Source organism: Streptomyces sp. NPDC126499 (assembly GCF_040302485.1).
Taxonomy (GTDB): Bacteria; Actinomycetota; Actinomycetes; order Streptomycetales; family Streptomycetaceae; genus Streptomyces.
On record NZ_JBEOUO010000014.1, the window covers coordinates 1 to 15,182 of the forward strand.

13 protein-coding genes are annotated in these 15,182 nt (G+C 72.8%); 6 read left to right on the forward strand and 7 right to left on the reverse strand.

Annotation, left to right across the window (positions count from 1 at the left end):
• The 4 genes from ABTZ91_RS21330 to ABTZ91_RS21345 form a co-directional block, all read right to left on the reverse strand.
• Positions 1-314, reverse strand: a 314-nt coding sequence (locus ABTZ91_RS21330) for a biotin carboxylase N-terminal domain-containing protein (protein ID WP_352078762.1), incomplete at its 3' end; no start/stop codon positions are given.
• A gap of 168 nt (positions 315-482) precedes the next feature.
• Positions 483-1,475, reverse strand: coding sequence for an aldo/keto reductase (locus ABTZ91_RS21335; RefSeq protein ID WP_352078763.1), 993 nt, complete (start codon positions 1,473-1,475; stop codon positions 483-485).
• Positions 1,476-1,589: 114 nt separating this feature from the next.
• Positions 1,590-2,522, reverse strand: a complete 933-nt coding sequence (locus ABTZ91_RS21340) for an NAD-dependent epimerase/dehydratase family protein (protein WP_352078764.1) — start codon at positions 2,520-2,522, stop codon at positions 1,590-1,592.
• Positions 2,523-2,554: 32 nt separating this feature from the next.
• A complete protein-coding gene (locus ABTZ91_RS21345) occupies positions 2,555-3,478 on the reverse strand; it encodes a ScbA/BarX family gamma-butyrolactone biosynthesis protein (protein ID WP_352078765.1) in 924 nt (307 codons plus the stop codon).
• Positions 3,479-3,930: 452 nt separating this feature from the next.
• Between ABTZ91_RS21345 and ABTZ91_RS21350 the strand changes: the two genes are divergently transcribed.
• On the forward strand, positions 3,931-4,701 hold the full coding sequence (locus ABTZ91_RS21350; RefSeq protein ID WP_352078766.1) for a response regulator transcription factor: 771 nt from the start codon (positions 3,931-3,933) through the stop codon (positions 4,699-4,701).
• A 169-nt stretch (positions 4,702-4,870) separates the two neighbouring features.
• Complete coding sequence (locus ABTZ91_RS21355) at positions 4,871-5,536, forward strand: ScbR family autoregulator-binding transcription factor (protein WP_352078767.1); 666 nt, start codon at positions 4,871-4,873, stop codon at positions 5,534-5,536.
• Positions 5,537-5,828: 292 nt separating this feature from the next.
• On the opposite strand, the gene ABTZ91_RS21360 is transcribed toward ABTZ91_RS21355, so the two are convergent.
• Together ABTZ91_RS21360 and ABTZ91_RS21365 are read right to left on the reverse strand one after the other, a co-directional pair.
• Positions 5,829-6,464 carry a TetR/AcrR family transcriptional regulator gene (locus ABTZ91_RS21360; protein WP_352078768.1) on the reverse strand — a complete coding sequence of 212 codons (636 nt, stop codon included), beginning with the start codon at positions 6,462-6,464 and terminating at the stop codon, positions 5,829-5,831.
• A gap of 297 nt (positions 6,465-6,761) precedes the next feature.
• Entirely contained in the window at positions 6,762-8,588 is a 1,827-nt protein-coding gene (locus ABTZ91_RS21365) for an acyl-CoA dehydrogenase (protein WP_352078769.1), read from the reverse strand.
• Positions 8,589-8,854: 266 nt separating this feature from the next.
• Here ABTZ91_RS21365 and ABTZ91_RS21370 point away from each other — a divergent pair, with 266 nt between their 5' ends.
• The 4 genes from ABTZ91_RS21370 (at position 8,855) to ABTZ91_RS21385 (ending at position 13,754) form a co-directional block, all read left to right on the forward strand.
• On the forward strand, positions 8,855-9,550 hold the full coding sequence (locus ABTZ91_RS21370; RefSeq protein WP_352078770.1) for a ScbR family autoregulator-binding transcription factor: 696 nt from the start codon (positions 8,855-8,857) through the stop codon (positions 9,548-9,550).
• A 101-nt stretch (positions 9,551-9,651) separates the two neighbouring features.
• Positions 9,652-10,887, forward strand: a complete 1,236-nt coding sequence (locus ABTZ91_RS21375) for a cytochrome P450 (RefSeq protein ID WP_352078771.1) — start codon at positions 9,652-9,654, stop codon at positions 10,885-10,887.
• A gap of 171 nt (positions 10,888-11,058) precedes the next feature.
• A complete protein-coding gene (locus ABTZ91_RS21380) occupies positions 11,059-11,799 on the forward strand; it encodes a ScbR family autoregulator-binding transcription factor (protein ID WP_352078772.1) in 741 nt (246 codons plus the stop codon).
• A gap of 89 nt (positions 11,800-11,888) precedes the next feature.
• Positions 11,889-13,754 carry an AMP-binding protein gene (locus ABTZ91_RS21385; protein WP_407078001.1) on the forward strand — a complete coding sequence of 622 codons (1,866 nt, stop codon included), beginning with the start codon at positions 11,889-11,891 and terminating at the stop codon, positions 13,752-13,754.
• On the opposite strand, the gene ABTZ91_RS21390 is transcribed toward ABTZ91_RS21385, so the two are convergent.
• The gene (locus tag ABTZ91_RS21390; protein WP_352078773.1) at positions 13,727-15,001 is read right to left on the reverse strand and encodes a M6 family metalloprotease domain-containing protein; all 1,275 of its coding nucleotides are present in this window, start codon (positions 14,999-15,001) and stop codon (positions 13,727-13,729) included. The genes ABTZ91_RS21385 and ABTZ91_RS21390 overlap by 28 nt on opposite strands.
• Positions 15,002-15,182: the final 181 nt, after the last annotated feature.

The following is a 15,182-nucleotide window of genomic DNA, read 5'->3' on the forward strand; positions in this document are numbered from 1 at the left end:
GGCGGGCCGATCCAGATCAGTCCGGCGTCCAGGACGGCCTGCGCGAACTCGGCGTTCTCGGAGAGGAACCCGTAACCGGGGTGGACCGCGTCCGCACCCGAATCCTTCGCCGCCGACAGCACCTTGTCGAAATCCAGATAGCTGGTGGCCGGAGTGTCACCACCGAGCGCGAACGCCTCGTCCGCGGCCCGGACGTGCAGGGCGTCCCGGTCGGGGTCCGCGTAGACGGCCACACTCGCGATCCCGGCGTCCCGGCACGCTCGGGCCACCCGGACAGCGATCTCGCCACGGTTGGCGATGAGCACCTTGCGCACGATGCCTCACTTCTGCTGAGAGTACGAATACGTCCGGCCGGCCCGCCCTTGTGGCGGGCTCCCGGCCGGTCCTGCGGGTCGGTTCCGCCGTGGCGGCACGCACCCCGTACGGGCCCGTGCCGCCACGGCGCGGTCAGCACGCGTCAGTGCTCACCGGGCGGACGCGCGCTACCAGGCGTACGCCTCCGGCGCCGGCTTGGCGCCGTTCGGGCCGGGCGGCGGGAACAGCTCGTCCAGCTTGGCCAGCGTGCCGGCGTCGAGCCTGATCGTCAGGGCGCGCAGCGAGCCGTCGAGCTGCTCCGCCGTGCGCGGCCCGATGATCGGGCCGGTCACGCCCTCCTGCGCGAGCAGCCAGGCCAGACCGACGTGCGCCGGGTCCTCCCCGATCTCGGCGCACAGCTTCTCGTACGCCTCGACGGTGTCGCGGTGCTGGGCGAGCAGGCCCGCCGAGTGACCGGAGGTGCCGCGGGCCGCGCCGCCCTCCTTCATCTTGCGCAGCACACCGCCGAGCACACCGCCGTTCAGCGGGCCCCACGGGATCAGGCCCAGGCCGTAGTGCCGCGCCGCCGGCAGCACCTCCAGCTCCACCCAGCGGGTCATCAGGTTGTACCGGGACTGCTCGCTGACCAGGCCCAGGAAGTGCCGGGAACGGGCGGCCTCCTGCGCCTGCGCGATGTGCCAGCCGGCGAAGTTGGACGAGCCGAAGTACAGCACCTTGCCCTGCTGGCGCAGGACGGAGAACGCCTCCCAGATCTCCTCCCACGGAGTGCTCCGGTCGACGTGGTGCATCTGGTACACGTCGATGTGGTCGGTGCCCAGCCGCTTCAGCGACGCCTCGCAGGCGCGCCGGATGTTCAGCGCCGACAGGTACGACTCGTTGGGCCAGCTGCCGGTCGGCAGGTAGACCTTGGTGGCGAGCACGGTCTTCTCGCGCCGTCCGTTGCCGCCGGCGAACCACCGGCCGATGATCGGCTCGGTGGGCTGCTCACCCGGCCGGGTGCCGTACACGTTGGCCGTGTCGAAGAAGTTGATGCCGCGGTCGTGCGCCCGGTCCATGATCGTGTGGCTGTCGGCCTCGGAGGTCTGCGTCCCGAAGTTCATCGTGCCGAGCACGAGCCGGGACACGGACAGTCCGCTGCGGCCGAGGTTGGTGTATTCCACGTGTGCCAGTCCTTCAGATAGTGCTGGATCACCGACCGCGCGCCGGGGCGGCGGCCGGGGCTGAGGGGTGTGCCGTACGGGCCCGGTGCGGGCCCTCGGCGGGGGAGCGCGGGATCAGGCGGCTGCCGCCCGGTCCGGGTACCACTCCTTCATGCGGGCGAGGTCCTCCTCCCAGCTCCGGCCCGGGGTCCGGCCCAGGTCTGCCCAGAGCGGGGCGCTGTCGAACCAGTGGTCGGTGGCGAGGAGGTCCAGCGCGCGGGTGGCGGCCCCGTCCTCCGTCGGAAGGGCACGGGCGTGCGCGAGGCTGATGCTCGGCCGGGTCGGCGGGGGCCCGGTGCAGCCGGCCACCGCGTCGAGCAGCGCGGACGCGGTGACCGGGGCGGGATACGCCGCGTGGTAGACGGAGGTCGACAGCCGTGCCCGGGGGGCGAGTCCGACCGCCACGAGCAGCGCGGCCAGTTCGGTCACGCTGATGACGGAGAGCCGGGCGTCCCAGCCGGTCGGGGTGCCGGGCAGTGAGCGCAGCAGCCGGGCGAGACCCGGTACGACCCAGGTGTCACCGGGCCCGTAGACGAGGTGCGGCCGGACGACGATCCCTCCGGCGGCGAGGACCGCGTTCTCGGCCTCGGCCCGGGTACGGGAGGTGGGCGACTGCGGCCGGCGCGGAAGCTGCTCGGGGCGGGCGCGGCGGAAGATGCCCCGTCCGTAGACGGAGGCGGTGCTGAGGTAGACGATGCGGGACACCCCGGCGCGCTGCGCGTCGGCGACGAGCGCGGCGGTCCCCCTGGCGTTGACGGCCTCGTTGGCCTCGGGTGTCCCGCCGATCAGGGAGGCGCAGTGGAGCAGGACGTCGGCGCCCTCGCACAGACCGCGTAACGACTCCGGGTCCGTCAGGTCCGCCCGGACGGTCCGGGTCCGGGCGGCCGGCGGCGGCTGCGTCGGCCGCCGGTGCGCCACCAGGGTGAGGTTCCCGCCGGTGCGGGCCGCTTCGCGGGTGACCTGGGCGCCGATGAAGCCGCCCGCCCCGGTGATCAGGATGTTCTGCACGTGGGCGCTCCGGTCGCGTGACGGGTGAGGTCTCAACGGCCGCAGGTCCGCAGCGTGAGGTGGGCGACGAAGAGGGACGCGCCGTGCTGGAGCCCGCGGACCCGTACGTGGACGTCGCCGGCGGCGTCGACCGTGACCTGCTCGGCCTCGATGAAGCAGGGCGCGTCGAGTTCGGCGTACCGCTCGAAACTGCTGTCCAGGTCGAGGACGAGGGTGTCGGGCATGCCGGTCACGGCGCGGGCGGCCTGGCGGGCGGCCTCCAGGAGCACCATGCCCGGGACGTGGTCGCAGAGGTGGTCGAAGAAGATCGGGTGGTTGCAGTCGACGCGCAGCTCCCACCGGTTGTCCGCGCCGCTCGGGTGGTCGGAGAGGACGACGTGCTGGGGGTCGGTGCGGCCCACCCGCGCGGGGTCGATCGGCCGCCCCGGGAGGCGGTCGGCGCAGGTGGGCCGCCCGCCTCTCAGCCGCTGGTAGACGCTCGGCCGGGCCAGGGTGAAGGCTCCGCCGGCGGTGGCCAGGGCCACGCCGTCGACCTTCGCGGTCACGTCCAGGCGCATGGCGCGGAGGTCGTCCCCTCTGCGCACGATGTCGCGGCACACCGTGTGCAGTTCGACCTCGGTCGGCGTGGGGGTGGCGACGAACAGGTCCGTCGTGGCGGCGAACGATATGGATCGCATGAGGAACTGGTGTCCGAACGCGACCCCGTACTCGGCGTGGGCGAGCAGCGGGCCGCTCTGGCGGACCGACTCGACCAGCAGCATCGGGTCCTGGTAGCCGCAGGACTGGGAGAACAGTGCGTGGCCGCGCGGCCACTGGGCGGTCACCACGAAGGCGTGGGGCTCGGCAGCCGGCCGCCAGCCGGTGAGCAGGACCTCGGACACGGCGGCGCGATGCACGTACTGGCGCGGAACGGTGGTGGTGAGACCCGTGATTGCGGAGTCGAGCATTGCAGTCATGGCTGGCGCTCCTGTCTGTTTTGGGCAGGGCGGAGCTGCTGAGTGCGGCAACAGCCCCCGGTCCACACACCCCACAAAATACAGACAGGTCTGTTGGGTAAATCAAGTAAAAAGTTGGAGTCGGGCGTGTCGGGGAACGGAGGGCCAGCTTCCGCGATTCTTGAGTGCGCTGGGCAACCATCGCGCCACGCACGGAGATTGACGAACAGGCAGTTTTGCCGGTTCCTGGCCATCATGCCGCATGCGCTGACCTGCTGCGCGACACCGGACGGCTCCGGAACATACCCGGGCATTTCCGCGAAGATAGCAGGTCAAAAGCGGTGTCCACGTGGCGATGCGCTCGGCGTGGCACACATTGACAATCAGACAAGTCTGTTTGGTATCTTCCCGAAGCACCTGAACTTCGAGACGAGCATGTGGCACCAGCGATCGCCCCGCTCCAGGAGGACCGGATGAACCAGCAGGTAGCAGACCTACCCGATTCCCACACCGTGCGGCATCACCCCGTGCCCCAGCACAACCACCCGGCCACGCCGCGACTGCACGTCCCGGTCGAGCACCCTGCCCTGCGCATCCTGGTCGTCGAGAACGAGGAGCGCTCGGCCAGGGCGCTGGTCCAGGACCTGATACGGCGGGGGTACCGCGCCGACAGCGTCACCACCGGGAGCCAGGCGCTCCAGGCGCACCGGCAGGCCGACCTGATCCTGCTCGACCTCGACCTCACGGACCTGGACGGGCTCGAGGTGTGCCGGAGCATCCGCGCGATGAGCGACACCCCGATCATCGCCGTCACCGAGCGCGGCAGCGAGCTCGACCGCGTCCTCGGGCTCCAGGCCGGCTCGGACGACTACATGGTCAAGCCCTACGGGTTCCACGAACTCCTCGCCCGTATAGGGGCGGTGATGCGCCGTGTACGACCGTCCCCGACCGCCCGGACCATCGAGCACGGCCCGCTGCGCATCGACGCCGACACCCGCAAGGTCACCCTGCACGGCCGGCCCGTCGACCTCACCCGCAAGGAGTTCGACCTGCTGCACGCGCTCGCGATCCAGCCGGGCGCCGTCGTCTCCCGGCGGCAGCTGATGACCCAGGTCTGGGACGACGCCTGGTCCCACAAGGGGCGCACCATCGACACGCACGTCAGCAGCGTGCGGGGCAAGCTCGGATCCAGCCACTGGATCGTGACCGTCCGGGGCGTCGGTTTCCGCCTGGGCAACCCGTGAGGTGCCGCGCCGCGCCCCGGTGCCGGAGGCCCTGGTCGCCGGCACGGGGGCGGGAGGCGCCACCGCGCGGTTCCTCCCCTTCCCTCCGCGTGCCCCTGGCCGTTCACGCGTAGGCAAGTAGAATGCAGACTTGTCTGTATCGTTCGTTGGCGAGTGGCAAGGACCGGGTATGGCAAAACAGGAACGCGGAACGCGATCGCGGCAGGCGATCCTGGAGGCCGCCGCCGAGGTCTTCGACCTTCGTGGATTCGAGGCCGCGAGCACCAACGAGATCCTCGCACGCAGTGGTCTGACGCGCGGCGCGCTCTACCACCACTTCCCCTCCAAAGAGTCGATCGCCGTGGCGCTGCTCGACGCGCACAGCGGGGCCCTCCTCGCCCCCGAGCGGTCCACCAAGCTCCAGTCGATCATCGACCTGAGCTTCGCGTTCGCCTTCCGGCTCCAGACCGATCCGGTGCTGCGGGCCAGCGTGCGGCTGGCCCTGGAGGCCACGTTCCCGTTCCCGGGGAAGACGCCGTACGAGCAGTCGAGCGTGGCCACCCGCGAGCTGCTCGAAGAGGCGCAGCGGCAGGGCGAGGTCCTGCCGGGCCTGGACCTGGGCGAGGTCACCGACGTCATCGTCGGGGCCTTCACCGGCATGCAGGTGATGTCGCAGGTGTACACCAAGCGCGCGGACCTGCCCGAGCGCGTCACCGCCATGTGGCGGCTCCTGCTGCCCGGCATGGTCACCCCCGGCATGATCGGAAACCTGCGCGTCGCCCCGCCCTCCGCCGCCGAGACCGCCGCCGACCAGGCCCGCGCCGACGCCGTCGCGGCGGCCGAGTCCGCTTCGTAGGGCCGGAGTTCGCCGTCCGGCTCTCGCGCCCGTCTCGTAGGGCCGGAGTTCGCCGTCCGGCTCTCGCGCCCACCTCGTAGGGCCGGAGTTCGCAGTCCGGCTCCCGCGCCCGCCTCGTAGACCCGCGCCGCCATCCGGCCCCCACGCCGCCCTCCGCCCCCGACGACCACCGCCGCCCTCGCCGTCCAACCCGGCGAGGGCGCTCGTATGTGCCGTGGGGCCGGGCCCGTCCGCCCCCGGGGGCCGGCCGGAGAGCGGCCCGTGGGCCCGGTTCAGTCCGTACGGGGCCGTCTCACCGCGACTGGCTCGGCACGCAGGCGGCTCCCCGCGGAAGCTCCGTCTCCGGCGTGGCGCGCTCGCCGTCCCCGGCGGAATCCGGCCAGTTCCCGGCGTCGTCGCCCTGCCAGTCCCCGCCGCCGTCGCCCTGCCAGTCCTCGGAGAACAGCGGCAGCAGCACGTCCCAGATCCGCTCGGTGCTCTCCCGGCTCCACCAGGCCGTGTCGGTGTACCCGAGGGACTCGAGGCCCGCGGTGACCACGACCGCCAGGTCCGCGAGGACCTGCCGCTCGGGCCGGTCGGGGGCTTCCGTCAGCACCTCGTCCCGCACCCGGGCCAGCACCTCGTCCCGCAGCCGGGGCGGACTGTCGGTGCCGTCGGCGGCCAGCCGCAGCCCGGCTCGCACGAGTTGGTCCTCCGCCAGCGCCTGGCCCAGGGCGACGCTGAAGCGGGCCGGCGCGTCCGCGCCGCGCTCGCCGAAACTGTCGTCGGCCAGCGCGAGGACACGGTCCTGGGCCTGTGCGTGGACCTCCGCCACCAACTCCGCGATGGACGGGAAGTGGTGGTAGAGCGCGCCGCGGCTCACCCCGGCGGTGTTACAGATGTTGACCAGTCCTGCGTCGGCGAGTCGGCCGTTCGCGATGAGTTCCACGGCGGCACGCACGAGTGCCTGACGGGTCGTTTGCGACCGTTTTTGCATCGCGCATGCCCCTTGCCCGGTACGACAGCTCTCAGTACGACATCCCCCTGTGTGAGGAGACACCGAAAGCGTCTCCCGCACCAAGAACCATACAGCCATGCCTGTTTCAATGGACACCCACTGAAGGGTTCCCCTCCCAGTTTCCACAGAAGAAGGCTGGTTCCTGCTGTTGAGCGCCGTGTACGCGTCAAGGTGGCCAGATCTGTTGTGTCCAATGGGCATACAGGTCTGTTTGTTTTGAGCCTCCGGTCAGGCTCCGAAACGGTCCAGGTAGTCCGCGTTCGCGAGCGGTACGGCCGCCAGGAACTCCTCGGGCAGGTCGAAGGCGTCCACCAGGGTCGTCAGGTGCGGGGCCAGATCGGCGATCACCCGGTCCGTCGTGGTGTGCAGGGCCTCGACATGGCCGGCGGTGAGGTGGCCCGCGACGAGCAGGTCGCCGGTGTGCGGGCGGAGTTCCTGGAGCAGGAAGAGCCGGGAGACGTTCTCCATCAGGAACCGGGCGCGCGGCGACGCCGCGCGGGCCGTCGCGGCGAGCAGGGCGTCGGCGGCGCGCAGCCGGGCGTGGGCGGCGACCATCTCCAGGGCGGCCCCGGAGGTCTCGTTCCAGCGGCCGACCGGGTCGCCGGAGGGGCCGCCGCGCAGGGCGGTGCGGGCGCGGGTCTGCCAGACGCGCTCCACGCACGCGTGCAGGTCCCGCAGGAAGGCGAGGTCGGTGAGCTCGCCCCGGGGCGGGAGCGCGGGGCCGGCCTCGTGGGCGAAGAGCATCTCGGAGGCGGCCTTGACCCAGATGACCAGGTTGTCGCCCTCGGCGGTGATGCCGCCCTCCACGTTGAGCGGCAGGTCGGCGATGCCGTTGCCGGGGAAGAGGCCCTGGGCGCCGCACCGCTCGCGGGCCTCGATGGTGATGTCGCGGGCCTGCCAGGTGATCCAGCCCTTGGCGACGGCGATCAGCCGCTCGACGTCCTCGCGCTCCTCGGGGTCGGCGGGGTCGTGGCCGGCCCAGCGGTCCAGGACCGCGCGGTGCAGCAGGGTCATGGCGTAGGCGGTGGCCAGCGAGTGCAGCAGCCGGCCGTGGTGGCTGCGGTGGGCTGCGAGCGGTATGCGCTCGCCGGCCCGGGGGGCGCCGATCCGCCGGTGGTGGGCGTAGCGGACGGCGATGGCGAGGGCGGCCCGGGCCATGCCGAGGGTGCCGCCGCTCATGCAGAGCTTGCCCATGGTGACCCGTCCGACCGAGCGCAGGAACCGCTTGCGCCGGTTGCCGAGGCTGCTGGTGAGCCGGCCGTCCTTGTCGAGGCGGCCGTGGGCGGCCTCCAGCATGGCCTCGCGGGGCAGCCGTACGTGGTCGAAGGCGGTGAGGCAGTGGTCGACGGGGGTGCCGGTGCGGTCGGGCAGCCGGCTGACCCGTATGCCGGGCAGATGGCCTTCGGCGTCGCTGAGCGGGGTGAGGAAGAGGAAGATGCCCTGGTCCTGGCCGTCGACGAGCAGCCGGGCGGCGACCACGGCGGTCTTGGGGCCGCCGGCCAGGCTGGTGTTGGGCATGAACTTGCGGGCCCCGGGGTTGGGGGTGTGCAGGACGAAGCCGCCGGTCGCGCGGTCGAAGACGGCGACGGTCTCCAGGGAGGTGACGTCGTTGCCGTGGGCGAGCTCGGTGCACAGGAAGGTGCCGGTGTGTTCCATCGCGGTGTACGGGGAGAGGTCCCGCCGGTATCCGTCGTGGTCCAGGAGGCTGCCGAGGAAGAGGTTGTAGTGGATGCTCGCCAGGGTGCACAGCCCGCCGTCGACGAAGCCGGTCCACTCGTGCAGGGCGGCGAGCCGGCGGGCGTCGTAGCTGAGCGCCTCGGCCCCGGCTCCGGCCACGGTGTCGTTGACCAGGCGCAGCCGCTCGTAGGAGAGGGCGGTGCGCTCGGCGGGGGACAGTCCGGGGCGGGGGGCGAACGCCTCGCCGGAGATCAGCCGGCGCCACTCGCCGTGGATCCGATCGCGGTCGTCCCCGTCGAAGAGCAGACGGGTGAGGTCCTCCGCGCCACTGCCCTCGCCGACGCCTTGTCTGAGCGGCGCTTGCGCGTGCTGGAGCATCGAATGTCCCCCGATGTGAGTGGGCCCGACAGGGGTCGTGGGTGGCCGACGACAAAGATATGGACCATCCGGTTTTCTTTCAACCTTCTTGTCAAACCGGTTGGATGGTTTTATTCTCGAAATGTGGATGTGTGAAGGATTGAGATTGTCGGGCTCACCCTACTGCGACGGGAGTTCGAGTGGGCACGGCACCGTCCCCGCACCCACGCGAGCCGTCGGAATACCAACCTCCCGGTCTTCTTCGCCCGTGAGGTACGGAGGATGCAGTGGCACAACAGGAGCGGGCCATCCGCACACGCCAGAAGATCGTGATGGCCGCCGCCGAACTCTTCGACGAGGTCGGCTACGAGGCCGCGACGATCTCCGAGGTCCTCAAGAAGTGCGGCGTCACCAAGGGTGCCCTGTACTTCCACTTCTCCTCGAAGGAGGAGCTCGCCCAGGAGGTCCTCGCCGGCCAGGTCGCGGCACTGCCGCCGGTGCCCCGGCGTGAGCTCCACCTCCAGCAGTTCACCGACGAGGCGCTGGTCCTCGCCCATCTGCTGCATCTCGGCGACCCGATGGTGCGCGGCAGCGTGCGCCTCACCGTGGACCAGGGGTCACCGCACGACGGCCTCGACCGGCGCGTTCCCATGCAGGGCTGGATCGACCACAATGTGGACGTCCTCACCCGGGCCAAGGACGCCGGGGAGCTGCTGCCGCACGTCGACATTCCCTCCGCCGCCACCCTGTTCGCCGGAAGTTTCACCGGAGTTCAGGTGCTGTCCAAGATCATGACGAATCATGCGGACCTGGTGGAGCGGGTGGCCGACCTCATGCGGACGCTCCTGAGCGCCATCGCCGTCCCCGGAGTGCTGCTCCGTCTGGACTTCACCTCCGGGCGCGCGGAGCAGGCGTACGGGGAGGCCGTGCGGCTGCGCGAGTCACCGGCGCCGATCCCGGAGGCGAGCCCGGCGTCCGCCTGACCGGGCGTCACCACAGGGGAGGGGAAGCCAGGTTCTCCTCGGTTGCGTGTGCGGTGGGGGCACGCACGGAACGCAGGCACACCCGAACGGAGAGAGCACACATGGACACGGCTTCCTGCCCCTACGCGCTGGACGTGACCGGTCGAGACCTGGCCGGCGAGGCCGCCGTACTGAGGGAACGCGGCCCCGCCGTCGAGGTCGAACTGCCCGGTGGCGTCCGCGCCTGGGCCGTCGTCGGCCAGGAACACGTCGAGCGGCTGCTCGTCGACCCCCGCGTCTCCAAGGACGCCCGGCGCCACTGGCCCGCCTTCGCCGACGGCCGGATCACCCCCGAGTGGCCGCTCTACCCGTGGGTCGCCAACGAGAACATGCTCTTCTCCTACGGGGCCGAGCACGCCCGGCTGCGCCGCCTGGTCGCCGCCGCCTTCACCGCCCGCCGCACCGCCGCCCTGCGGCCCCGGATCGAGGAGATCGCGGGCGTCCTTCTCGACGGCCTCGCCGGCCGCCTCGAAGCGGGTGAGACGGCCGAACTGCGCACCGGATACGCCGAGGCGCTGCCCCTCCAGGTCATCTGCGAGCTCTTCGGCGTCGCCGAGGGCGCCACCCGCGACGAGCTCACCGCCGCCCTGCGCACCGTCTTCAGCTCCAGTGTCAGCGCCGAGACCATGGAGGCCGCGCGCGGCACCGCCTTCCGGCTGCTCGGCGAGCTCGTGGCCGCCCGGCGCAAGGAACCGGGCGACGACCTGACCTCCTCGCTGATCGCCGCCCGCGACGGCGCCGACGCCCTCACCGAGAGCGAACTCCTCGGCTCCCTCTTCCTGTTGATCGCTGCCGGGCAGGACACCACCGCCACCCTCGTCGTCAACGCCACCGCCGCGCTGCTGACCCACCCCGAGCAGCTGGCCCACGTCCGGGCCGGACGCGCCACCTGGGACGACGTGGTCGACGAGACCATGCGCGTCCACGGCCCCGCCGCCTACTCGCCGCTGCGCTTCGCCGTCGAGGACATCGAGCTCGACGGGGTGAGGATCGCTCAGGGCGACCCCATCCTCGTCAACTTCGCCGCCGCCGGCCTCGACCCCCGGCGCTACGGGCCAGGCGCCGCCCGCTTCGACCTGCTGCGCACCGACCGCGACGTCCTGGGCTTCGGCCACGGCGTGCACCGCTGCCTGGGCGCCCCGCTCGCCACCCTGGAGGCCACGGTCGCCCTCGCCGCCCTCTTCGAGCGCTTCCCCGGCCTGGAACTGGCCTGCGCGCCCGAGGAGTTGGACCCGCTCCCGACCTTCATCCTCAACGGCTACGGGGCGCTGCCCGTACGGACCACGGCCCGCGCCTGAGGTCCGGCGCGGGGCCGGGGCGCGCCGCCCCGGCCCCGCCGCGCCACGTCCCCGCCCCCTCCTTCCGATCGCTTTTTCCGTTTCCCGGAAAACCGCTCACCCGGTTTGTTACAGTGTCGGAAGAAAGTGACACGTGTTTGGCATCCCCGCGGCGTAGTGACGGAGTCCCCCTTGGCCAAGCAGGAGCGGGCGATCCGGACCCGCAACGCCCTCGTGGAGTCGGCCGCCGAGCTCTTCGACCGGGACGGCTTCGAGGTCGCCTCCCTGGCGACCATCAGCGCCCGCGCCGGAGTCAGCAGCGGCGCCCTGCACTTCCACTTCCCCAGCAAGGCGGCCCTGGCCGACGCGGTCGTCGCGGCGGCCGGGGACCGGCTGGTGCGGATCACCCGGGAGCGCGAGGCGCTTCCGCTCCAGGCCCTGATCGACGCCAGTCACGAGCTCGTCCAGGGCCTGCGGTCCGACGCCGTGCTGCGGGCCGGCTTCGACCTGAGCGCCGCCCCGGAGCGCACCAGGACGGCGCGGGACCTGCGCCGGCAGTGGCGCGAGTGGGTCGAGTCCCTGGTCGTACGGGCCGAGCGGGCCGGGCTGCTGGCCCCGGACGTGGCCGCCCGCGACGTGGCGGCGGCGGTGGTGGCGGTGGCCGCCGGGCACGAGGCCCTCGGCCATCAGGATCCGCGCTGGCTGGAGCGGGCCCCGCTGACCCGGTTCTGGGCGTTCCTGCTGCCCCGGGTGGTCGGCGCCGCCCGGGTCGGCCTGTTCGTCGCCTCGGGCGACCCGGAGGCGGAGCCGTCGTCCGTCACCACATCCCCGGTGACCGCCGGGCCGGAGGCCCCTGACCTCCCCGCGGCCCGTACCGCCTCCGAGGCCGTGCCCGGCGGCGAGCCCTCGACCGGGGCCGACGTCCGCTCTTGACCCGTCCGACCGGGCGCGCATAGCGTCGCTTCCCGGTCCGGGCAGGCGCTGGACGGCAGGACGCAGGGAAGACGGAAAGAGGCCCCACCGTGGTCGAGCCGCACACGGACGCGCCCACCGCGCCGTCCTCCGACCCGCCCACCGCGTCGCCCGCCGAGCCGTCCTCCGGCCTGCTCACCGCGTCGCCCACCGCGTCGCCCACCGCGTCGCCCGCCGAGCCGTCCTCCGGCCCGCTCACCGCGTCGCCCACCGCGTCGCCCGCCGAGCCGTTCCCCGGCCCGCTCACCGCGTCGCCCACCGCGCCGCCCACCGCGCCGTCCCTCGACCCGCTCACCGCGCCCGGCGCCCCCTTCGCCGTCGAGGGCGGCGTGTACACCTTTGGCCCCCGCACCCTGCGCGAGTTCGTTGAGGCCGTCTGGGGCTTCGGCGACCGGCCCTTCCTCGTCTCGGAGGACGGCGTGACGGGCTACCGGGAGTTCTTCGACGCCGCCTGCGGCCTCGCCCGCCGGCTCGTCGGCGTGCACGGCCTGCGCCCCGGGGACCGCGCCGTCGTCGCGATGCGCAACCACCCGGAGTGGCAGGTCGCCTTCTGGGCCGCGCAGCTCGCCGGGCTCGTCGCCGTCCCGCTCAACGCCTGGTGGACCGAAGCCGAGTTCACCCACGCCCTCGACGACTGCGCCCCCGGCGTCCTGCTCGTGGACGGCGAGCGGGCGCTGCGGGTCGCCGCCTGGGCCGCCGCCCGCTCCGTACCCGCGATCGTCTTCCACCCGGAGCCGGACCGGCCGCTGCCCGAAGGCTTCGAGCCGTACGTCCCCGACACCGACCCGCTCCTCGGGCCGCCGGCCGTGGAGGTGCTGCCCGAGCACGACGCCACGATCTTCTACACCTCCGGCACCACCGGCCGCCCCAAGGGCGCCGTCGCGACCCACCTCGCCCAGGCCGGGGCGGCGACGCACCCCCGCTACTTCGCGGCCGTCTCCGCGCTCCGCCGGGGCGAACGGCCCGGCGCCGGACCCGCGCCGGTCTCGCTCACCACCTTCCCCTTCTTCCACGTCGCCGCCTTCACCTCCTTCTACTCGGTGATGGCGGCCGGCGGCACCCTCGTCCTCATGCGCAAGTGGGACCCGGCCAAGGCCCTGGAGCTGATCCGCGTCCACCGCGTCACCCACTACGCGGGCGTGCCCACCACCGCCCTCCAGCTGCTCGACCTCGCCGAGCGCACCGGCGACCCGCTGGAGTCGCTCGTCCAGATCAGCACCGGCGGCGCGCCCGCCCCGGCCGGGCTCACCGCCCGCCTCGCGGCCCGGTACGGGGAGCGGATCGAGCCCCGCAACGGCTACGGCCTCACCGAGACCTGCGGCGGTGTGCTCGCCAACTTCGGCGCCGAGTACCGGGCCCACCCCGAGAGCGCGGGCCGGCCCGCCCCGGCCGTCGAGGTGCGGATCGAGCGGCCGGACGCCGAGGGCGTCGGCGAGCTGTGGCTGCGCGGCCAGTCCCTGTTCCGCGGCTACTGGGGCGACGAGGCGGCCGACCGCGCCGCCTTCACCCCGGACGGCTGGTTCCGCACCGGCGACCTCGCCCGTCTGCGCGACGGCCGGGTCACCCTCGTCGACCGGGTCACGGACATGGTGATCCGGGGCGGCGAGAACGTGTACTGCGTCGAGGTCGAAGGCGTGCTCCAGCGCCATCCGGCCGTCGCCGAGGCCGCGGTCCTCGGCCTTCCGCACCCCGAGCTCGGCGAGGAGGTCGCGGCCGTGGTCCGCCTCCGCCCCGGCGCGACGGCCGGGCCCGAGGAGCTGCGGGCCCATGTGGCGGAGCGGCTCGCCGCGTTCAAGGTGCCCGCCCACGTCCTCGTACGGGAGGCGGAGCTGCCCCGCAACGCGACCGGGAAGATCCTCAAGCGCGCGCTGCGCGACGCGATGGCGGCTCAGGAGCGCGAGACGCGGATCCGGTAGCCGCCGGTGGCCGCGTCCTCGCCGAGGACGGTGATGCGGACGCCGTTGGCCCGGTCGGTGAAGGTCTCGCCCGGGCGGAACGGGGCGTCCGACAGCTCCGCGTGGACGTTGGGCCGCCGGGTGCAGCCGCCGGTGCCCTCGTCGCTGTCGGAGACGGTGATGGGCCCGTGTCCGGTGTCCACGTCCGTGTCGACCCGGTAGACGAGCACGCCCGGCTTGCAGACCGCCTCGTCGTTGCCCTCGCGGGTGCGGACCTCGGCCGCGTAGCCGGAGGTGCCGGAGAGCGGGACGAAGGCCAGTTTGGGGCCGCCGGACCGGGCCAGCGGGGTGAGGGTGTACTCGGCGTCGCCGGTTCGCGAGGCGCAGCCGACCTGCTCGTCGTCGAGCCAGCCCAGCTTCCACTTGTGCCAGCCGAGCAGGTCGTTGTTGGCCCCCCAGTCCTCGGACATGATGTCCCAGTGCCCGACGGTGCCGCCGCCGTCGACGGTGTAGAGGTCGGGCAGGCCGAAGACGTGGCCGTTCTCGTGCGGCAGGACCCGGTAGCCGGTCTCCGCGTACGTCCCCGAGCCGTCGTCCTGGCGGCTGTAGACGAAGGACGTGTTGGCGAGCGGGACGCCGTCCGCGTAGGGCGCGTCGTCGTTGCCGGAGAAGGTCACGGACAGCACGGTGTCGAGGGCCGAGGGCCCGGCGTTCGGGGTGACGAGGACGTTCACCAGGTCGTACGCGCTGAAGTCCACCTTCGCGTCGGTGGCCTTCACGAGGTCCTCGACGAGCCTGCGGTAGCCCGGTTCGTACGGTGCGCCGCGCTCGACCCCGTACGAGGCGAAGGGGCGGGGCATCCGCACCCAGTCGGGTATCGGGGTCTCCGGGTGGTACTTCAGGCGCCCGTAGGAGCTGACGCGGAACCAGTCGGCGGTCTGCGGGAAGAACTCGCGGAAGCGGTTCATGGCCGTGCCCTGCCCGGGGGCGTCGGGGAAGTCGACCATCAGGTTGAGGGCTCTGATCCGCCCGGTGGAGCGGGCGTAACCGGGTGCGGTGGGCAGTCCCTCCGACATCTGCACACCCATCGTCGTGGCGATCCGGCACGGTTCCAGCGGCGAGTCCCGGGGCGCCGCGGCCACGGGGCCCGCCGAGGCGGGGGCCGGGCCGGGCAGGGTCGAGCTGGCGGTGGCCAGGCCGGCGAGCGCGAGAGCGGTCACCGAAGCCAGGGCGATGGGTCTGCGTATCCGTCGGCGGGTCTCCTGCATGCGGTCGCCTCTCTGTCCGCGCGCCGGTGCGATCGGCGCCGTGCGATCAGCCTGAGCGGGCCGCCGGGGAGGCGCGCGCCGAGTGACCCGACCGGGCGATGTGACCCAGGTCACCGCACCGCCGGGAAATAACCGGGGAACGAGTCCCCGTTTAGACGTGTGTCCGCGAAACGGGGAAAGA